The organism is Streptomyces sp. NPDC057694 (assembly GCF_042799415.1).
Classification (GTDB): domain Bacteria; phylum Actinomycetota; class Actinomycetes; order Streptomycetales; family Streptomycetaceae; genus Streptomyces.
The window spans coordinates 70,774-89,296 of the sequence record NZ_JBHVIX010000021.1; the positions used below are offsets into that span (position 1 = coordinate 70,774).

The 18,523-nt window shown below is 70.9% G+C and carries 17 protein-coding genes and 1 pseudogene; 10 read left to right on the forward strand and 8 right to left on the reverse strand.

Annotated features, from left to right (window positions below):
- Positions 1 to 202: 202 nt before the first annotated feature.
- Together ACFVDP_RS33160 and ACFVDP_RS33165 are read left to right on the forward strand one after the other, a co-directional pair.
- Complete coding sequence (locus ACFVDP_RS33160) at positions 203 to 769, forward strand: SigE family RNA polymerase sigma factor (protein ID WP_383498014.1); 567 nt, start codon at positions 203 to 205, stop codon at positions 767 to 769.
- Entirely contained in the window at positions 766 to 1,986 is a 1,221-nt protein-coding gene (locus ACFVDP_RS33165; RefSeq protein WP_383497871.1) for a WD40 repeat domain-containing protein, read from the forward strand. The genes ACFVDP_RS33160 and ACFVDP_RS33165 overlap by 4 nt, the downstream gene beginning before the upstream one ends.
- Here ACFVDP_RS33165 and dapA read toward each other — a convergent pair.
- Both dapA and ACFVDP_RS33175 read right to left on the reverse strand, forming a co-directional pair.
- Positions 1,973 to 2,887 carry a 4-hydroxy-tetrahydrodipicolinate synthase gene (dapA, locus tag ACFVDP_RS33170; protein ID WP_383497873.1) on the reverse strand — a complete coding sequence of 305 codons (915 nt, stop codon included), beginning with the start codon at positions 2,885 to 2,887 and terminating at the stop codon, positions 1,973 to 1,975. The genes ACFVDP_RS33165 and dapA overlap by 14 nt on opposite strands.
- Positions 2,888 to 3,191: 304 nt before the next feature.
- On the reverse strand, positions 3,192 to 3,338 hold the full coding sequence (locus ACFVDP_RS33175) for a hypothetical protein (protein WP_383497875.1): 147 nt from the start codon (positions 3,336 to 3,338) through the stop codon (positions 3,192 to 3,194).
- 11 nt (positions 3,339 to 3,349) lie between these two features.
- Here ACFVDP_RS33175 and ACFVDP_RS33180 point away from each other — a divergent pair, with 11 nt between their 5' ends.
- The 5 genes from ACFVDP_RS33180 to ACFVDP_RS33200 all read left to right on the forward strand — a co-directional run bounded on the left by ACFVDP_RS33180 (position 3,350) and on the right by ACFVDP_RS33200 (position 6,698).
- On the forward strand, positions 3,350 to 4,282 hold the full coding sequence (locus tag ACFVDP_RS33180; protein WP_383497877.1) for an aminoglycoside phosphotransferase family protein: 933 nt from the start codon (positions 3,350 to 3,352) through the stop codon (positions 4,280 to 4,282).
- Between the two features lie 72 nt (positions 4,283 to 4,354).
- Positions 4,355 to 4,510: a hypothetical protein gene (locus ACFVDP_RS33185; protein ID WP_383497879.1), complete on the forward strand. Its 156-nt coding sequence runs from the start codon at positions 4,355 to 4,357 to the stop codon at positions 4,508 to 4,510.
- On the forward strand, positions 4,507 to 5,184 hold the full coding sequence (locus ACFVDP_RS33190; protein WP_383497882.1) for a hypothetical protein: 678 nt from the start codon (positions 4,507 to 4,509) through the stop codon (positions 5,182 to 5,184). The genes ACFVDP_RS33185 and ACFVDP_RS33190 overlap by 4 nt, the downstream gene beginning before the upstream one ends.
- 110 nt (positions 5,185 to 5,294) lie before the next feature.
- Complete coding sequence (locus tag ACFVDP_RS33195; RefSeq protein ID WP_383497884.1) at positions 5,295 to 5,921, forward strand: ArsR/SmtB family transcription factor; 627 nt, start codon at positions 5,295 to 5,297, stop codon at positions 5,919 to 5,921.
- A gap of 6 nt (positions 5,922 to 5,927) precedes the next feature.
- Positions 5,928 to 6,698, forward strand: a complete 771-nt coding sequence (locus ACFVDP_RS33200) for an SRPBCC domain-containing protein (RefSeq protein ID WP_383497886.1) — start codon at positions 5,928 to 5,930, stop codon at positions 6,696 to 6,698.
- Positions 6,699 to 6,716: 18 nt separating this feature from the next.
- Here ACFVDP_RS33200 and ACFVDP_RS33205 read toward each other — a convergent pair whose 3' ends face one another.
- Entirely contained in the window at positions 6,717 to 8,543 is a 1,827-nt protein-coding gene (locus ACFVDP_RS33205; protein ID WP_383497888.1) for an endonuclease/exonuclease/phosphatase family protein, read from the reverse strand.
- Between the two features lie 297 nt (positions 8,544 to 8,840).
- Here ACFVDP_RS33205 and ACFVDP_RS33210 point away from each other — a divergent pair, with 297 nt between their 5' ends.
- Entirely contained in the window at positions 8,841 to 10,295 is a 1,455-nt protein-coding gene (locus tag ACFVDP_RS33210) for a hypothetical protein (RefSeq protein WP_383497890.1), read from the forward strand.
- 293 nt (positions 10,296 to 10,588) lie between these two features.
- On the opposite strand, the gene ACFVDP_RS33215 is transcribed toward ACFVDP_RS33210, so the two are convergent.
- From ACFVDP_RS33215 to ACFVDP_RS33230, 4 genes are all read right to left on the reverse strand, one after another.
- Positions 10,589 to 11,035, reverse strand: coding sequence for a hypothetical protein (locus ACFVDP_RS33215; RefSeq protein WP_383497893.1), 447 nt, complete (start codon positions 11,033 to 11,035; stop codon positions 10,589 to 10,591).
- Between the two features lie 11 nt (positions 11,036 to 11,046).
- A complete protein-coding gene (locus tag ACFVDP_RS33220; protein ID WP_383498016.1) occupies positions 11,047 to 12,189 on the reverse strand; it encodes a hypothetical protein in 1,143 nt (380 codons plus the stop codon).
- Between the two features lie 73 nt (positions 12,190 to 12,262).
- Positions 12,263 to 12,469: a hypothetical protein gene (locus ACFVDP_RS33225; protein WP_383497895.1), complete on the reverse strand. Its 207-nt coding sequence runs from the start codon at positions 12,467 to 12,469 to the stop codon at positions 12,263 to 12,265.
- Positions 12,470 to 12,688: 219 nt separating this feature from the next.
- Positions 12,689 to 13,453 (reverse strand): SDR family NAD(P)-dependent oxidoreductase, encoded by a 765-nt coding sequence (locus tag ACFVDP_RS33230; RefSeq protein WP_383497897.1) that lies wholly within the window; start codon positions 13,451 to 13,453, stop codon positions 12,689 to 12,691.
- Positions 13,454 to 13,567: 114 nt separating this feature from the next.
- Between ACFVDP_RS33230 and ACFVDP_RS33235 the strand changes: the two genes are divergently transcribed.
- A complete protein-coding gene (locus tag ACFVDP_RS33235) occupies positions 13,568 to 15,022 on the forward strand; it encodes an alkaline phosphatase PhoX (protein ID WP_383497899.1) in 1,455 nt (484 codons plus the stop codon).
- Positions 15,023 to 15,025: 3 nt separating this feature from the next.
- On the opposite strand, the gene ACFVDP_RS33240 is transcribed toward ACFVDP_RS33235, so the two are convergent.
- Positions 15,026 to 16,501: an amino acid permease gene (locus ACFVDP_RS33240; RefSeq protein WP_383497901.1), complete on the reverse strand. Its 1,476-nt coding sequence runs from the start codon at positions 16,499 to 16,501 to the stop codon at positions 15,026 to 15,028.
- 434 nt (positions 16,502 to 16,935) lie between these two features.
- On the opposite strand from ACFVDP_RS33240, the pseudogene ACFVDP_RS33245 reads away from it, so the two are divergent.
- A pseudogene (locus ACFVDP_RS33245) lies at positions 16,936 to 18,511 on the forward strand (TROVE domain-containing protein).
- Positions 18,512 to 18,523 lie beyond the last annotated feature (12 nt).

An 18,523-nucleotide genomic window follows, 5' to 3' on the forward strand; every position in this document is an offset into this window, starting at 1 on the left:
GGGGGGGCGGCCGGAAGGGGGTTCGAAAAAACAAAAACTGACCCAAGGGGTTCCGAGGGGCGACCCACACAGGAACTCGGGGGGGGGCCGCCCGTTTCGTGTACGGGGAAAGAATTTCGGCGAGGCGGCATAGCGGGGGGCGTTCACAGGCGTCACCAAGGTCAGGAGCACCACAACGGTGGTGGGGGAAGTGAAGGTGACGATGGATGGCGTGCACGACCAGAACGCGGAGAGTTTCCGGGAGTTCGTGGCGAGCCGGTCGTCGGCGCTGCTGAAGACGGCCGTCCTGCTGAGCGGCGGTGACCGGCACGCGGGCGAGGATCTGCTGCAGAACGCGCTGATCAAGGTCGCGGGGAAGTGGAACCGGGTCGAGGATCCCGAGGCGTATGTGCGCCAGGTCCTCTACCGGCAGCAGATCGGCCGCTGGCGGCTCAAATGGCCCAAGAGAGAAGTGAGTTACGGGGAGGTGCCGGACGGCGTCGGAAGTGAGGGGAGTACGTCCTCGGCCGAACTGCGGGTCGTCGTGCGCGAGGCGCTCGGCCGGCTCACCGCCCGTCAGCGCACCGTTCTCGTCCTGCGTTACTTCGAGGACCTGCCCGAGGCGGACGTGGCCCGTCTCCTCGGCGTCTCGGTGGGAACCGTGCGCTCCACCACCCACCGCTCCCTGGCCAAGCTGCGCGGCCTCGTGCCCGACCTGGCCGGGTTCGGCCGGGCCGAGGCCGAGCAGCCGCCGTCCCGCGACTACACGCCCGTGGAGGTGCGCCCGTGAACGTCGACGAACTGCTCAAGGAGGCGCTGCGCGAACAGGCGGCCGATGTCGGACCCGCGCCCGTCGACCTCGCCGACCGGGTGTTCGTGACGCGGCGCAGGCGGCGCACCCGCGCCGCCGTGGCCGCGGCGGTGGCCGTCACCGCCGTGGTCGCCGCAGCCGTGGTGGTGCCGCGTACCGGTGGCGGCGAGGACACCAGGCCCATGGACGTGATCGGCCCCGCCGATGTCATCGCGCACCCGGACCAGTCACCGCCCAAGGACGTGATCGCGGCCGGTCGGACCGCTCTCGCGTCGTTCTCCACGACCAAGCAGGTCGTGTTCAAGAACGGCGACGGCGAACTCAAGCGGACGTACGGGGTGTTCGACCCCACGACCAGGACGTACCGCAAGACCACGAAGTGGTCCTGGCTCACCGTCGCGCCGGGCATGCGCACGGCCGCCGTCCTGGAGCAGAAACTGCCGGCCGAGCGGGTCGGTCTTCTCGACCTCGCTACGAACAAGGTGACGCGCTGGATCCCGGTGAAACAGGGGGTCGCCGGGATCGCGTTCTCACCGGACGGCAACAAACTCGTCGCCACCACCTACGGCAAGAACCCGGACCACCTCTACAAGGAGGTCGAGGTCGACGACGGCAGCGGCAAGACCATGCCGGGGCTGAGCTTCGAGTCGTCGAGGACCGGTTTCGCGATCCTCGACGTCGGCACGGGGCGCGGCGACTGGCACCGGGTCACGGAGAACAAGGACACCAACGCCCGCCAGGACTTCGCGTTCAGCCCGACCGGCAGGCTCGTGCACGCCGGGGTCATGACGGGCGGGGTGCCGGAGCAGTACTTCGATCTGAAGGGCCGCAAGGCGGCCGTGCCGGGCAACGAGAAGTACACCCAATGGTTCGTCGAGGCGGGGCTCTCACCGAACGGCAAGCTCGTCGCCGGTGACTTCGCGGGCAGCGGCAACACGATCGCCGTCGCGGTGAACGACGCCAGGACCGGCAAGCTCGTCGAGAAGCTGCCCGCGCAGCAACTGCTCGCCTGGGCCGACGACAAGCGGCTCGTCGCCTGGGGCTGTGACCCCAAGAAGTGCAACGGCAAGGGGGAGTTCCACAACCAGCTGCTGCTGGTCACCCTCGGCAGCAAGAAGGCCGTCGCGCTCAGCGACTTCCGCAAGGCGTCGGACGACTATCCCGGACGCTGGAGCCCCGAGTTCACGACGCGCTGACCAACGCGTCGTAAGCCCGGAGCAGCCCGTCGGTCACCTCGTGGCCGGCGGGCCGCAGGGGTGCCCGGACCGGGCCGCCGCCCGGCAGGCCGAGTGCGGCCAGGAGGGCCTTCACGGTGACGGTGCCGGGCAGCCCCGCGTTCATCGCCGCCTCCGTCAGCGGCACGGTCAGCCGCTGGCGGCGGGCGGCTTCGGCGGTGTCGCCCGCGTCGTGGGCGTCGACGATCGCGCGGAAGGCGCGGGGGACGGCGTTCGCGACCGTCGAGACGTATCCGGCGCCGCCCAGCGCGTACAGCGCGAGGACGTACTCGTCGCAGCCCGTGTAGTACGCCAGATCGGTGGCGGCCATGACCTTCTGGGTTCCGAGCAGGTCGTACGCGCAGTCCTTCACGGCGACGATCCGGGGATGCGCGGCGAGCCGGATCATGGTCTCCGGCTCGATCCGGGTGCCGGTGCGGCCCGGGATGTCGTACAGCATCACGGGTACGTCGACGGCGTCGGCAAGCGCGCGGAAGTGCGCCTCGACGGCGTCCTGCGGCGGCCTGCTGTAGTACGGGGTGACCGCCAACAGGCCTTCCGCCCCTGCTTGTTGGGCCTGTCGTGCCAGGGAGAGGGTGTGCCGGGTGTCGGACGTGCCGATGCCCGCGAGGACCGTGGCGCGGCCGTCGACCGCCTCGCGCACCGCCCGCACCAGGTCCGTCTTCTCGGCGTCCGTCGTGGTGGGGGACTCCCCGGTGGTGCCGGACAGCACGAGCCCTTCGCAGCCCTCGGTCACCAGCCGGTCGGCCAGGCGCTGCGCGGCGCTCAGGTCCAGGGCGCCGTCGTCGGTGAAGGGGGTGACCATGGCGCACAGGGCGCGGCCGAACGGGCTGCGGGGGCTTTGCGGGGCGCGGGTGTTCATAGGTGCAGTTTCGGCCGCCCGACGGTGAAGCTCCACTTAAATCTGCTACGAGGTGTCGTGAAGCATCGCTTAAGTGAGAGAAGAGTGATGCGATATTTCGTGTTGACTTGGCCGGTTCTAGCCGCGTTTTGGCCCGAAAGAGTTCTTCAGGGGGGTCGGCCGGAATCCGATGAACTGCACAGCAGGTGTTCTGAGTTGATGTGGTTCACGCGGTTCATGTGGGTCACGCGGTTCGAAGAGGGGTTCTGGTGCGAGACGTGGTCCTTGCCCTGACCATGCCCGCGCTGATGTGCGCGAGTGGGATCTACGCGGCCGGCGCGGCCTGGTGGCGGCGCAGGCGTCCGGCGCCACCGCCGTACTCGCAGGCCGGGCTGCGGCTCGCCGGCGAGCGGGCGGTCGTGGTCGCCGAGGCGATCGTGGCCGACGAGTACGCGCTGTGCGCGGCTGACATAGGGTTCCCGGATGATCGAAGTGCCGGAGGCGTTCGCGCGCGGGACCGTCGCCCGTGAAGGGGCGAGCGGAGCGGCTTGGATCGCCGAACTGCCTTATATCGTCGACCAGTTGCTGGAGCGGTGGCAGTGCGTGCCCGACGGTGGTGTGCTGCACGGCGGAGTCGGGGTCATCGTGCCCGTGCGGCGCGGGGACGGGACGCCCGCGGCCCTGAAGGTGTCGTTCCCGCACCACGGCAACGTCCATGAGCCCGACGCCTTCGAGGTGTGGGACGGGCGCGGGGCCGTCCGGCTCCGCGAGCGCGCCGACGACCGGTTCGCGATGCTCCTGGAACGGGTGGCCGGGACGACCCTCGCCGAGTGCGGCGACCCCGACACGATGATGACCGTCGCGGGCCGCCTCAGTCACCGGCTCGCCGTGCCCGCGCCGCCGGAACTGCCCCGGCTGCGGGACCGTGCCGACGAGTGGGAGGCACAACTACTTGCAAATGCGGCCGAGTTGGCGCATCCCCTGCCGTCACGGGTGGTGGCGGCCGCCGTCGAGAGCGTGCGCGATCTCGGGCGCGCCCAGCCCGATCTCCTCGTCCACGGCGACCTGCACGCCAGGAACATCCTGCGCGCCGAGCGCGAACCCTGGCTGGCCGTCGACCCGAAGGGGTGCGCGGGCGACCCCGCCTACGACGCGGGTACGGCCATCAAGGCACACCTGCTCTTCCTTCTGGCGGAGGACGACCTCGCCAGGGCCGTCCGGCGCAGCATGGACATCTTCGCCGACGCCGCCGGACTCGACCGCGACCGCGTCCGGCGCTGGTGCCAACTCCACGCAGTCCAGGCCACGTTCTGGGCGCTGCGGCACGGCCCCGGCCGCGAGCGCGCCGGTCTCGACCGGGACGGCATCGTGGAGCTCGCCGGACGGCTGGCAGCACTGCTCACCGAGGAGATCTGAGGCCCTGCTGCCAAATCGCCCAGTATGCGCCACCATGAAGGCGTAGCTCGCAGGCCGTTCAGGGGAGGCACCATGAGGCTGGGCAAGGCACTCGCCACCGGGATCGCCGAGGAAGCGCCGCGGGAGGCCGCCGAGGTCGCCGCGGAGCGCGAAGTCATCGTGGACAAGCGGGAGTCGACGGCCGAGGCCGGTGCGCCGGAGCCCATCGAGGTGCCGGCCGTCCGATGAGACTGCGGCTCCCCGAGGAGAGCCCGAAGCAGCCGCCCACCGGATTCAAGATCGCCCACCCCGTGCTCCACACGGACGGTGGGCGCGCCGGTTTCCTGGGCGTCTCGCTCGGCGCCGCCGCGCCCTACGGAGTGCTCGACGAGGCGCGGTGCGTGTACGGGCGGCGGCACCGCGTGCCCCACCGGCGCTGCGACTGCGGGTTCCACTGTGTGCACGAACGTGCCGTCGCCGAGGGGCTCGCGGTGCTCGCCGAGCACCGCAAGACGGTGCTGCTCGAAGTCTCCGTCCTCGGCCACTACATCCGGTTCGAGCGGGGCTTCCGCTACGCCCGGCAGCGGGTGCGCACCATGACCGTGGGGCCGTGCCCGTGCGGCGCGGCGGCCTCGGTGCTCGCCGACGCCGGATGGGGGCGCGACGGCCAGCGGGCCCTCGAAGCGGCGTGCGGCGGCTGTGTGGGCGGCCGGGCCCGCTGGACCCTCGCCACGTTCGCCGACCTCGCGGGACAGGGGCTGAAGGTCGTCGCCGCCCCCGGCGCCCAGGGCGCCGATGACCTGGTCGGCATGCCCGAGCTGGTCGCCGAGGCGGCCCTGCTTCAGGCCCGCCTCGACTGGTTCCAGGGGCAGCTGGGCCGGCTCGGTGAGGCGCAGGGCGGAGGCGGGCCGGAGACGCGGTGAACGGACCGGAGGCGCGGTGACCGGGCCGGCGTGGCCCCGGCCGCCGAACCGGTCACTCCGAACAGAATCCCCGTCTGGACAAAAAATGTTTTCGGTGCGACGGTGGAGTCATGTTCGACGTCACCGTCATCGAGGATCCGGCCGCCGCCGCGGTCTCGCTCGACCCCGTACGCGCCCGGCTGCTGGCCGAGCTCGCCGCGGGGCCCGCGTCCGCGGCGATGCTGGCGCCCAAGGTCGGCCTGCCGCGACAGAAGGTGAACTATCACCTGAAGACGCTGGAGAAGCACGGCCTGATCGAGCTGGCGGGCGAGCGGCGCAAGGGCAATGTGACCGAGCGGCTGATGCGGGCGAGCGCGGCGTCGTACGTGATCTCGCCCGGGGCGCTCGGCGCGGTGCAGCCCGACCCCGACCGGGACCGCGACCGGCTCTCCGCACACTGGCTGATCGCGCTCGCCGCCCGCCTGCTGCGGGACATGGGCGCGCTGCTCACCGGCGCCGCGAGAGCCCGCAAGCGGCTGGCGACGTTCGCGCTCGACGGCGAGGTGCGGTTCGCGTCCGCCGCCGACCGGGCGGCGTTCGTGGCGGAGCTGACCCAGGGCGTCGAAGGGCTGATCCGCAAGTACCACGCGGCGGATGCCGCCGACGGGCGCGACCACCGCCTGGTGATCGCCCTGCACCCCAAGGTCCGTGACGAGGAACCCCGACTGCCCACCAGCAACCAGGAATTGACGGAGTGACAGGCCATGGCTGACGAGAAGCGGCACGCCGAGAAGGCGGACAACGGCAAAGAGTTCGAGATCCCCCGCGAGTTCGAGGTGGGCGCCTCGCCCGAGCAGGTCTGGGACGCCGTCACCCGGCACACCGACGGCTGGCAGTGGCCCATGGAGTACGAGCCGAAGCAGGGCGGCGCGGGCCCCTTCAACTCCGTACTGACCGTGTGGGACCCGCCGAACCGGCTCACCGTCCGCTCCGACGACCCGGACGCGCTGCCCCCGTTCCAGACGAGCAACCAGCTCGACTACACGATCGAGGCCCGGGACGGCGGCGCCCGCTCCTGGGTGCGCTACGTGCACAGCGGCATCTTCGTCGACAACTGGGACGACTACTACGACGGCGCCGACAAGCACACCGACTTCTATCTGCACACGCTGCGCCAGTACGTCACGCACTTCGCGGGCCGCACGGCCGCCTTCGCCACCCTCGACGGCCCGGTGACCTCGGCGAACGGGGACGCGCTCACCGCCGTGGGCCGTGCGCTGAACCTGCCCGACGGCGCCGCGGCGGGTGCGCGGGTCCGGGTCCAGGGCCCGGACGGCACGACCCTGGACACTGTTCTCGACTACCGCAACGACTGGTTCATCGGCCTGCGCACCGACAGCGCGCTCTACCGCGTCTTCGGCCGGGGCCGCTGGGGCGCCCCGGTCGGCATCACCGTCCACGACTTCGCGCCGGACGCCGACGCCGAGCGGAACACGGCCGACTGGAGCGCCTGGCTCACGGCGGTCTTCAGCTGAGCCGGGCGGACCCGGAGGTCACGGCCGCAGGCGCAGCACCTGCGGGTCGTGGTCGCTGATCTGGTCGTGGAACTCGCTGTTGATGTGCACGCTGTCGTACGCGAACGAGCCCTTCCTGATCGAGGGGCTGACCAGGATCTGGTCCAGGACCTGGCTGTTGCCCTGGTAGTCGTACGTGTAGCGCTCGCTCTTCGGCAGCGACTTGATCGCCGACCAGAGCGCGCCGCCGTCCTCCAGGAGCTTCGCCGTCCCCGAGAACTCGAAGTCGTTGATGTCGCCGAGCGTGATCACGTCGGCGTCCTTCTGGACCTTGAGGATGTCCTTCACGAAGGAGTTCACGGAGGTCGCCTGCGCGTGGCGCTGCGTCTCGGAGCTGCGCGTCGGCGGCTGGTACTGCGAGGTCAGGCCCTGGTCGCCGCCCTTCGACGCGAAGTGGTTGGCGATGACGAAGACGGTCCTGCCGCGGAAGGTGAACTCGCCCGCGAGCGGCTTGCGGCTGTTCGTCCAGGCGGTGTTCGCCGGGTCGATCCGGCCGGGGGAGGCGGTGAGCGCGGCCTTGTTCTTCCCCGCGCGCGTCACGCCGACCGCCGTCGTCGCGTCGCCGCCCGCGCGGTCGGTGAAGGACACCCGCTCCGGGTTGAACAGGAACACCTGCCGGATGTTGCCGCCGGGCTCGCCGCCGTCCGCGTTGTTCACCGGGTCGATGGAGCGCCACTCGTAGCGCGGGCCGCCCGCCGCGACGATCGCGTCGATCAGCTTGCCCACCGTCACGTCGGCGGCGACGGTGCCGTCGTTCGTCGCGCCGTTGTTGTCCTGGATCTCCTCCAGGGACACGATGTCGGGCGAGCGCAGGTTGTCGACGATGGCGGCGGCGTGCTCCTCGAAGGTGGCGTCGCCCGGGTCGAGGTTCTCGACGTTGTACGTCGCCACGGCCAGCTCGCCCGACTTCTGCGCGCGGGTCGTCTCGCGGGTCAGCCCCGACTTCTTCAGGCTGCCCAACTCCCGCGCCACGAGCGTGTATCCGCCGAACGAGTTGTAGTCGAGCGGGCCCTCGGTGGTGCCGGTCAGGACGTCACCGACATCGGCCGTCGGGAAGTCGGCGGTCGCGCCGAGCGACTGGACCTGGAGCCGGCCCGAGTTCTGCGAGGTGTACGAGCCGTAGCGGGAACCGCCGCGCTTCGTCGCGTTCTCGTGCGGCTTCACCGTGACCCACAGCTCGGTGTACGGGTCCGACGCGGTCACCACCCGCGACGAGCCGATCCGGACGTTCTGGCCCTCCAGGGACTCGTAGTAGTCCAGGGTGTACTTCTTCGGCTGGAGCGTCAGCCCGTTGACCGAACCGTTCGCGGCGCTGTCGCCCGTCGCGGTGTACGCGTCCGGGACCGACTTCGCGCTGATCGTCGTCACCGGGACCGCGTTGCCGGACGAGACGACCGTCACCGTCGGCTTGGTTATCTCCGTGAGCGACTGGTTTCCGGACGCGGCGCCGCCCGGCACGTACTCGGTGACCGTGCCGGAGACGGTCACCGCGTCACCGGCCTTGACGGTCGGGGTGGAGCTGGTGAAGACGAAGACGCCCTCACTGGTGGCGGGGTCCGCGTCCGGGTTCGGGTCCTGGAACCAGAACCCCTTGGACGAGCCGTACGTGCGGACACCGGTCACCACACCGGCGACGTCCGTGACCGCCTGGCCGGCGAGCGGGGAGACGCGGGTGCTGCCCTGGATGTCGTGGATGGCGACCGCGGCGGCGTGCGCGGGGGCCGTCACCACGACCGCGTAGGTCGCGCAGCACGCGGTGGCGACGGCGAGCGCGGCCAGCCGCGAACGGGTACGCGCGGAGTGCACGGGCGATACGGACGATACGGATCTGCTCGACAAGGGATGCCTCCGGGGGCGTGCGTGTGGCGAGCGCCGGGACGAGGGTGGAGCGTGAGCGGGCGGGGCACGGGCCCCGTCCGTTTCTACGTCTACGTCTACGCGCGTCAATCTCTTTCCTGGGCAGGGGAGTTGTCAAGGTTTTCCGGGTGTCCCACAGGCGAGCGAAACCTGACGGGTACATGAACTGGGCGGCAAAGGGTCAAATCCGTCTACGCTGAGCCGTCGCAACGTATGACTCTTGTACGGCCCGAGGAGAACCAGCCGATGTCAGACAGCTCCCCCCTGCCGCCGGTGCGGCTGCCCGCCGAAGCGGAGCTGGCGCGGGACGCCCTTGCCACCCCCCTGCTGTCGCGCGCGGTGCAGCTCGCGCGCTGGGCCGGACCCGACACCCGGGTCGGCGCGGGCGGCGAACTCGTCGAGGAGCAGCTGCCCGCCGCCGCTGCCGAACTGGGACTCTCCGGCACCGGTGACGACGACGGCGAGGCCGTCGCGTACGCGAGCGAGGCGTGGCGCATCGCCGTCGACACGGGGCTCGTGGAGATCGTCGACGAGGAGGAGGGCACCGTCACCGTCGGCGACGAGCTGGGTGTGCTCACCTCCGGCGGCCCGGCCGACGTCCTCGGCCTGTGGCTCGGCGCGCTCGACAGCGTCCTGGCCGACGCCTCCGTGCCGGACCTGGACGACCTGGTCGACGCCATGGACCTCGAAGGGGGCTCCGGCGAGATCGACTTCTCGCAGCTCGACTGGGACCCCGAGGCGGAGTCCGAGTTCCTGGAGGGCGTCCTCGGCAATCTGTATCTGCTGACCGTCGCCGAGGGCGGCGCGGGCGACGGGCCCGTGCCGCTGCCCGCGCTCGCCGCGTCGATGATCGTCCCCGACGACATGGGGGAGCCCACCGACGACATCCTGGAGCAGGTGTCGGACGCGATGATGCGGCTCGACGACCAGTTCCGGCTGCTCGGCCCGGTCGGGCTCGTGGAGTTCCAGCCGGTCGACGAGGCGCTGATGGCAGACATCGACGAGGCGGCCGAGGCGGCCGAGCCGGTCGACGACTCCGACGTCTCCCGCTACGGCATGGTGCGGCTCACTCCGCTCGGCCTGTACGGGATCCGGGCGCGGATGCTGGAGGCCGGGGTGGACGCGCCGGCCGTCGGCGATCTCGCGGACAAGGGCGCCGACGTGCTCCTGGACAGCACGTCCGGGTTCCCGCAGGCGGCCGCCCAGGCCGAGATCGAGCAGTGGGTCGCACGGCGTGAACCGCTGGGCGCGGCGCGGGAGTTGCTGGCGGCGGCGCGGGGGGCCGACGAAGGCGCGCCGTTGCGCAGGCTGCGGTGTCAGCAGGCGCTGTCCCTGGTCGGGGCCGAGGCCGAGCCCGCGCTCCGGGAGGTGCTCGACGATCCCGAACTCGGGGGTCTTGCCCGGGTCTGGCTCGCCGAGCACGGGTTCGCCGATGTGCCCGCGCCCTCGGAGGACCTGGTCTTCTGGCTCACCGTCGACACCATCGCGGCGCAGCTCTCCCTGGAGGGGAACTCGGACGAGCTTCAGGCGCTGGTGGAGGGGCTTGCGGCGCAGCACAGCGGGTTCTTCGCGGCGGCGTGGCGGGTGGAACATCCTGCGACGCCGGATGTTCTGGAGGCCATGGGGCGGCTGCACCCCGACAAGAAGGTTGCCAAGGAGGCGCGCAAGGCTGCCTTCAAGGCTCGCTCAGCGGCGCAGTAGGGGTGGTTGTCGGTCGGCTGACGGCCGGTGGGGGCTGGTCGCGCAGTTCCCCGCGCCCCTGACAGATCTGCGTCTGCCCCACGGGGTTCGTCGTCGGGTGCCGGCCGGTGGCCGCTTCTCGCGCAGTTCCCCGCGCCCCTGGGAGCGAGCTTCGCTCGCCCAGGGGAAGGCGCGCGTAGCGCATGCCTTCAGGGGCGCGGGGAACTGCGCGACCAGCCCCCACCGGGCCCGCGGTCGAAGGACGGGCACGGGCGGGCCGGGGCCCGGGATGCTCCGGCCCGCCCTGGTGGTCGCTAGCCGAGATAGCGCGTCGTGTGCTTGAAGGACGACGTCGCCCCGTCGAAGCCGTACGTGCCCCGGTACGCCGGCGGATTCTGGTACTCCCCGACGATCGTGATCGTGTTCGCGCAGGAGCCCTGACCGGCCCGCTTGGCGTCGATCCGGATCGAGTCGCCGATGAAGCCGCCCGTGATGTCCCACGGGGCCCCGCAGATCCCGGACGTGATCTGACCCCCGGTCACCACGTAGGGATGCGTGTTCGGATTGACCTTCGCGGTGAGGGCGAAGGTGACCTGCCCGTTGTTCAGCTCCAGCTTGCAGTCGACCGACACCGCCTCGGCGGACACGTCGGCCTGCGCGGCGAACGCCTCGTCGCGGGTCTTGACCTCCGCGCCCTGCGGGTTGTGGAACCGGTGCTCGGTGCGGGACTGGCTCTTCTGCCTGCGTGCCTGAGTGGTCATGACGTCACCCCCTATGCCAGCTGCTCGGCGATCTCGACGCGCAGCAGCGCGCGGACGTTCTCGATGTGGTTGGCGACCGTGACCTGCGAGGAACCGGCGAACAGCAGGCCCACCGCGACATTGTCGAGGGACGTCACCAGGGAGCCGGAGTCGCCGCCGGCCGAGATGTTCGTGGTGAGGACCTGGTCCTTGAAGCGGGCCGTGCCGGCGGTGCCGTAGTTGACGTCGATCGTCGCGTCGACCGCGATGATCCGGCCGAAGGAGATGTTCGTCGTGCGGCCCGTCTTCTTCACGAGGTCGCCGACCGCGACATTGGCCTTGCGGCGCCAGGCCCGCGGCGCTCCGCTGAAGTACTGCTCGCGCGTGGCGTCCTGGAACTGGACCTCGCCGAGCGCGCAGTCGACCACGTTGTTCTGCTGGTCGAGCGGCGTCTGCGGGGCGAACTGGATGGTGATGAACCGGGACAGCGTCGCGATCCGGTCCGCGGGGCTGGTGCCGCCGTCGAACGTGCCGGGCTGCACGATGACGCTGCCCAGCTGCGCCCGGTTGGAGTCGGCGAGCACATGGTTGTTGGAGAGGATGTAGAACTTGGCCGGGGTGCCGAGGCCGGGCCCCGGCGGGTCCACGGTGGCGCCCGGCAGGAAGTCGTAGACGACGCTGCCCAGCGTGCCCGCGGTGATGGCCACGTTGCCGACCGAGAAGCCGGCCGGGCACGGGCGCATCCGGCGGACCAGGACCTGCGGCTCGAAGGTCGCGAGGCCGCCCAGCTCCTCCAGGAGCGGCTGGCTCAGGCCGCCGAGCTGCTGGCCGACGCCGCCGTCGGGCCCGTAGCCGACACCTTCCTGCTGGTGCGGTCCGGCGCCCGGCCTGCTCTGCCGCCGCTGGGCGGAGATCTGGCCGACGGCCACGATGTCGGTGGGGGTGCCGTCGTCCATCTGATGCGGGATCACATCCCGCTCGGGCAGCATGGATTCGGGCACTTTCTGGGTCACGAAGACCAGGACGGCCGGTTCACCGGTGGGCCGGCCGTCGACCCATTTCACGCCGTGGCCGTAGCCGACCACATTGGCCAGCGGCTGTTCGCGCCGCAGGAAGTCGTTCTGTGCCTGCTGGCGGGAGCTGTCGCTGAGCTGACCGCCGGCGGGTCCTCGCATCAATTCGGGCTGGCTCACGCCAGACCACCTCTTCCCCTGACTGCACATGCATGCGGGGGTCCCCCGGAGCCGGTCAGCGCTCGCCGGGTGTCTCGTCCTGGGCGCGGACGTCGCCGATCGCGAGCACGCGCACCGGTACGCCGTCGAGCTCCTGGGGAACCACGTCGTCCGCGGGAAGCCGGTCACGGGGCACTTTGCGGGTGACGAAGACGACGATCACGTCCGCCCCCGAGTGCTCGTCCCTCCCGATCCCGACTCCGGTGACATTGGCCAGCTTCATCAGCCGGCTCTCATGGAGGCCGCGCGCCCGACGTGCGTCCACTCGGCTCGCCACCCCCTCGACGGGTGATGCGGTGATGCAGGTAGGGACTGTCTATTGCCGCACGGAAAGGTGGTCAAGCCGTTCTGCGTGAAATCTTGGGTTTACGTAGGAGATGCGCCTGTTGACCTTCTTTACGAAGATTCTTCCGATGTCTGCGGGAAAGCGCTGTCAGATCCGTCAGGTCCGCAGATAGGAGGCGCCGTTGAGGTCCAGGACGGTTCCCGAGGCCCACTGCGCCCCGGGCGACGCCAGCCACAGCACCGCCCCGGCGATCTCCTCCACCGAGGCGACCCGGCCGAACGGGCTCTGCGCCCGCACCTCGTCGGTCAGCCGGTGCGCGACCCGCTCCGTCTCGATGAACCCGGGCGCCACCGACGCCACCCCGATTCCGTGCGGCGCGAGCGCGACCGCGAGGGACTGCCCGAGCGCGTGCACGGCGGCCTTCGTCGCCCCGTACGCCGGGTGGTCGGGCTCGCCCTTGAAGGCGCCGCGCGACCCGACGTTCACGATCCGGCCCCCCGTGCCCTGCTCGATCATGCGCCGGGCGGCCAGATGGCTGAGGTTCGCGGTGCCGAGCAGATTCACCGCCACATGCCGCTGCCACAGCTCCGACCACTCCTCGTACGAGGTGGTGGCGGGCGGGTGCGGAAGGTTCACGGCCGCGTTGTTGACGAGGACGTCGATGCCGCCGAGTCCCTCGGCCGCCCGCTCGGCGATCGACGCGGTGCCGGCCGGGTCGGACAGATCGCCCCCGACGAGCACGTGCCCGGTGCCGGGGAGCGAGTCGAGGGTGGCGCGCGCCTCGGCCTCGCGGGAGCCGTAATGCACGGCCACCCGGTCGCCGCCCGCCGCGAACGCCTGCGCCAGCGCGCGCCCCAGGCCGCGCGAGGCGCCGCTCACGAGCACGCGCCGTCCGGATTCCGGCAGGTTCACTGAAGTCATGAAAGGGAGCCCCTCGGCTTAGGACGGTGTTCAACCGCCGTTTATACGCGAGCGAGAACGTGTGGCCGAAACAGGCCCGCCCCCCGCCACACCATCATCACGGGAGACAGCCACATGTCGCTCACTCGCAGGGACTTCGCCAGACGCTCCGCGGCCACCGGTGCCGGAGTCGCCCTGGCCGGCTCCGTCGGCGCCCTCGCCACCGCGCCGAACGCGCTCGCGGCCACGGACCACGGTCACGACCACGACGACGACCACGGTCACGAGCACGGACACGAGCACGGCGTCGGCTACGGCCCGCTGATCCCCGACCCGGCCGGGCTCCTCGCGCTGCCCGCCCACTTCTCGTACAAGGTCATCACCTACAGCGGGAAGACCAGGCTGGAGTCCGGCGAGTTCACCCCGTCCAACCACGACGGCACCGCCACCTTCGAGGGCCCGCGCGGCACCACGCTCCTCGTCAACAACCACGAGCTGGCCGGCGCCCGCGCCGACTGGCCGCACCCGGTGCCGCTCACCGAGGGACTCGTGTACGACACCGGCGCGGCCGGCGGCTGCACGGTCGTCGAGGTGCGCCGCGGCGGCGAGGTCGCCGAGTGGGTCGGCATCGCCGGTACCGCCACCAACTGCGCGGGCGGCTCCACCCCCTGGAACACCTGGCTGACCTGCGAGGAGACCGAGGACAAGGCCGGCTCCAAGGGATTCACCAAGGACCACGGCTACGTCTTCGAGGTCGACCCCGCCGACCGCCGCGCCAACCGCTCGCCCAAGCCGGTCAAGGCGCTCGGCCGGTACGCCCACGAGGCCGTCGTCATCGACCCCAAGCGCGGCGACGCCCTGCTCACCGAGGACGCCGCGAGCCCCAACGGGCTGCTGTACCGCTGGGTGCCGCCGCACGGCTTCAAGCACGGCCGCGGTCGCCTGCGCACCCTCGCCGACGACGCGGGCGTCCTCCAGGCGTTCAAGTGCTTCGACTCCGGCGGCCGGTTCGTCGACGACCTCTCCCGCGCCACGAAGATCGGCACGGTCTACGGCGTGGACTGGGTCGAGGTCCCCGACCGCGACGCCAAGACGGTCTCCACCCGCAAGCAGTTCAAGGACGGCGAGGTCACCCGCGCCCGCAAGCTGGAGGGCATGTGGTGGGGTGACGGCGGCGCGTACATCGTCTCCTCCTTCGCCCGCACCGAGAGCCCCGTCCAGCACGACGGCCAGGTCTGGTTCTACGACCCCAAGCGCCGCACCCTCACCCTGAAGGTGCTGCTCGGCGTCAACCCGGACCCGTCGGTCGACGGCGCCTTCGACGGCCCGGACAACATCACCGTCTCGCCCTACGGCGGTCTGGTCATCGCCGAGGACGGCGAGGGCGTCCAGCACCTGTTCGGCGCGACCGAGAAGGGCCGTACGTACCCGATCGCGCGCAACGAGCTGAACATCGGCTCCGCGGACGACCCGGAGTACAGCGAGTTCACCGGCGTCACCTTCTCGCCCGACGGACGCACGCTGTTCGCCAACATCCAGACGCCCGGCATCATGCTCGCCATCACCGGCCCCTGGAAGCGCCAGCGCTAGTCACTACCGCAGCGGGTCCACCGGCGGCGCCTCGCGTTCCGAGGCGATCCGGTGGACCCGCCTGCGCACCGCGTACCAGCCGATCAGCAGCGCGGCCGCGATCGGGATCAGGGTGAGGACCGTGTCCCGGCCCGCGCCGTCCGTGTCGAACCACATCATCACGACGACCGCGAGCAGGAAGGCGACCGTCGACAGCTCGATCCACGGCGACGCCCACAGCCGGAACGCCGGCCGGTGCACCAGGCCCTGCTTCGCGCGCCGCACGAACAGCAGATGACAGATCATGATCATCGACCAGGTGGAGATCACGCCCAGCGAAGAGATGTTGGTGACGATCTCGAAGGCCTTGTCGGGCAGCCACGCGTTCAGCGCGACACCGAGCAGCGCCACCACCGCCACCAGCAGGATCCCGCCGTACGGGACATGGCTGCGGCTCATCCGCGCGGTGAAGGACGGCGCCGAGCCCGCCATCGACATCGAGCGCAGGATGCGGCCGGTCGTGTAGAGCCCGGAGTTGAGCGACGACAGCGCGGCGGTCAGCACCACCAGGTTCATGATGCCGCCCGCCGACGGCACCCCGATCTTCGACAGCACGGTCACGAACGGGCTCTCGTTCGCCGAGTACGAGGTCCAGGGCAGCAGCAGCGTCAGCATCACGACCGAGCCGACGTAGAAGATCGCCACCCGCCACATGATCGAGTTCACCGCCCGCGGCACGACGGTCGCCGGATCGGCGGTCTCGCCCGCCGTCACGCCGACCATCTCCACGGCCGCGTAGGCGAAGATCACGGTCTGGGTGATCAGCACGACCGGCCAGATGCCCAGCGGGAACATGCCGCCGTTGTCGGCGATCAGGGAGACACCCGCCGCGTGCCCGTCGATCGGCTCGCGCGAGACGAGGAAGTAGATCCCGATCAGCAGGAAGATGATCAGCGCGGCGACCTTGACGATCGCGAACCAGAACTCCATCTCGCCGAAGGCCTTCACCGAGATCAGATTGACCGTGAGCACGATTGCCAGGGCGATCGCCGCGAGCACCCACTGCGGCACCGAGGTGAACAGCGACCAGTAATGGACATAGACCGCGGCCGCCGTGATGTCCGCCATTCCCGCCGTCGACCACTGCAGGACGTACATCCAGCCCGCCGCGAACGCGCCCTGCTCGCCGAGGAACTCGCGCGCGTAACTCACGAACGAACCGGACGACGGTCTGTGCACCACCAGTTCGCCCAGCGCCCGCACGACGAAGAAGGCGAACACCCCGCACACGAGATAGGCGATGGCGAGCGCGGGCCCGGCCTTGGCGAGATTGCCGCCCGCGCCGTAGAGCAGACCGGTGCCGATCGCCCCGCCGATCGCGATCATGCTGATGTGCCGCGGCTGGAGCGTCTTGCTGTATCCGAGGTCTCCGGCGTCGGCGACGCCCTCGGCGGTGGTCGGGTCGTCGAGGCCTGAATCTGGATTCCTGTCCTGGTGCACGCACGGAACTCTCGCAAAATAAATGCCTGGCACGGCTGTTACGCGCCGCCGTACAGTCGTTCTTGTCCAGGTGCGACAGGCAGGACCTACTTCCACTCATAATGGGGAGGCCGCGGGTTCGATTCCCGCCGCCGGTATTTCCGTGCCGGTGTAGCTCAGTGGCAGAGCACCATCCGTCGGTTCCGCCGGCCTTGATCTCTGGACGCATGCATTTCCTCGGAAAGCGCAGTACATGGTGTGTGCCCGGTGCGCAGACAACGGGTACTTCTGGATCTGGCGGTTGCGGGTTCGAATCCCGTCGGTGACTTCGGGTTGCCGTAGCTCAATCGGGTAGAGCACCTGACTGTTTCCGTCGTCGATTCCTGACCTCGGGCACGCTCCATGCGCTGCGCTTTTCGTGTGCGCGAACGAAGAATTCAGGGGGGAGAATCGACATGGCCCGTTACAACCGCAAGGGCGCCAGAGCGGCGCTGCGTTCCGTCGTCCGCACCACCGGCCGCACCGTGCCCACGCACGAGGGCGGCACCGGATTCGGGCGCGACCCCCGCTCCGAGCTCTTTCTGCTGGCGGTCGCCAACTTCGTCTCCCAGCGGACCTTCTACGAGGACGGCGCGGACCGCGACGACCGGTTCGCCGCGCTCGTGCGCGCCCTCGCCGTGAGCGACCCGGAGTGGACCGCGGGTCTGCTCGGCTGGCTGCGCGGCGAGGGCAATCTGCGCACCGCGTCCCTCGTGGGCGCCGCCGAGTACGTGAAGGCACGGCTCGACGCCGGCGCGGGCGACGGACCGTCGAACCGGGCGGTCGTCGCCTCCGTGCTGCGCCGCCCCGATGAGCCCGGCGAGCTGCTCGGCTACTGGACGCAGACGTACGGACGGGCCGTCCCCAAGCCGGTCAAGCGCGGCATCGCCGACGCCGTGCGGCACCTGTACCACGGCAAGGCGCTCCTGAAGTACGACACCGCGTCCAAGGGCTACCGCTTCGGCGACGTGCTCAATCTGGTGCACGCCTCTCCCGACCCGGCCAAGCCGTGGCAGGGCGAGCTGTTCCGGTACGCACTCGACCGGCGCCACCACCCCGACACGGCCGCGCCCCCGGCGGGCAGCGACGTCCTGCGCGCCCACCGGGAGCTGATGGCCCTGCCGGTCGCCGAGCGGCGCTCCGTGCTGCTCGCGCCCGACGGCGCCGAGCGGCTCGCGGCGGCGGGCGTGACGTGGGAGGCGCTGGCCGGCTGGCTGCAGGGCCCGATGGACAAGGCGGCCTGGGAGGCCGTGGTCCCGTCCATGGGCGCGATGGCGCTGGTCCGCAACCTCCGCAACTTCGATGAGGCGGGCGTCTCGGACGAGGTCGCGTCGCGGGTCGCCGCGAAGATCTCCGACCCGGCCGAGGTGGCGCGCTCGCGGCAGTTCCCGTTCCGCTACCTCGCCGCCTACCAGCACGCCCCGTCGCTGCGCTGGGCGTACCCGCTGGAGACGGCGCTCGGCCACTCGCTGGCCAACGTGCCGTCCCTGAAGGGCCGTTCGCTGATCCTGGTGGACCGCTCCGGCTCCATGTGGGGTCCGCTGTCCGAGCGGTCGCAGCTCAACCGCGCGGACGCGGCAGCTGTTCGGCGCGGCGGTCGCGCTGCGGGCGGAGCGGGCCGACCTGGTGCAGTTCGGCACGGGCAGCACCGACGTCATGTACCGCAAGGGCGAGTCCGTCCTGAAGGTCCTGGAGCGCTTCGGGAACCTGGGCGGCACGAACACCGCCGAGGCGGTCCGGCGCCACTACCGCGGCCACGACCGGGTGCTGATCGTCACGGACGAGCAGGCGCGCTACAGCAGGCACGGCGACCCGACCGGGCAGGTTCCGGCGCGGGTCCCCGTCTACACCTGGAACCTGGCTGGGTACCGGGCGGGCCACGCGCCCTCCGGTGCGGCGAACCGGCACACGTTCGGCGGGCTCACCGACGCGGCGTTCCGGATGGTGTCGCTGCTCGAATCCGGGCGGGACGCGGACTGGCCCTGGACGTAGCGGGGTCGAGCG

What these genes read in the sequence shown, in the direction of transcription:
- ACFVDP_RS33160 (WP_383498014.1), top strand. Translation starts at nt 203, where the DNA reads ATGGATGGCGTGCACGACCAGAACGCGGAGAGTTTCCGGGAGTTCGTG.
- dapA (WP_383497873.1), bottom strand. Translation starts at nt 2,887, where the DNA reads ATGAACACCCGCGCCCCGCAAAGCCCCCGCAGCCCGTTCGGCCGCGCC.
- ACFVDP_RS33175 (WP_383497875.1), bottom strand. Translation starts at nt 3,338, where the DNA reads ATGTCAGCCGCGCACAGCGCGTACTCGTCGGCCACGATCGCCTCGGCG.
- ACFVDP_RS33180 (WP_383497877.1), top strand. Translation starts at nt 3,350, where the DNA reads ATGATCGAAGTGCCGGAGGCGTTCGCGCGCGGGACCGTCGCCCGTGAA.
- ACFVDP_RS33185 (WP_383497879.1), top strand. Translation starts at nt 4,355, where the DNA reads ATGAGGCTGGGCAAGGCACTCGCCACCGGGATCGCCGAGGAAGCGCCG.
- ACFVDP_RS33190 (WP_383497882.1), top strand. Translation starts at nt 4,507, where the DNA reads ATGAGACTGCGGCTCCCCGAGGAGAGCCCGAAGCAGCCGCCCACCGGA.
- ACFVDP_RS33195 (WP_383497884.1), top strand. Translation starts at nt 5,295, where the DNA reads ATGTTCGACGTCACCGTCATCGAGGATCCGGCCGCCGCCGCGGTCTCG.
- ACFVDP_RS33200 (WP_383497886.1), top strand. Translation starts at nt 5,928, where the DNA reads ATGGCTGACGAGAAGCGGCACGCCGAGAAGGCGGACAACGGCAAAGAG.
- ACFVDP_RS33210 (WP_383497890.1), top strand. Translation starts at nt 8,841, where the DNA reads ATGTCAGACAGCTCCCCCCTGCCGCCGGTGCGGCTGCCCGCCGAAGCG.
- ACFVDP_RS33215 (WP_383497893.1), bottom strand. Translation starts at nt 11,035, where the DNA reads ATGACCACTCAGGCACGCAGGCAGAAGAGCCAGTCCCGCACCGAGCAC.
- ACFVDP_RS33220 (WP_383498016.1), bottom strand. Translation starts at nt 12,189, where the DNA reads ATGCGAGGACCCGCCGGCGGTCAGCTCAGCGACAGCTCCCGCCAGCAG.
- ACFVDP_RS33225 (WP_383497895.1), bottom strand. Translation starts at nt 12,469, where the DNA reads ATGAAGCTGGCCAATGTCACCGGAGTCGGGATCGGGAGGGACGAGCAC.
- ACFVDP_RS33230 (WP_383497897.1), bottom strand. Translation starts at nt 13,453, where the DNA reads ATGACTTCAGTGAACCTGCCGGAATCCGGACGGCGCGTGCTCGTGAGC.
- ACFVDP_RS33235 (WP_383497899.1), top strand. Translation starts at nt 13,568, where the DNA reads ATGTCGCTCACTCGCAGGGACTTCGCCAGACGCTCCGCGGCCACCGGT.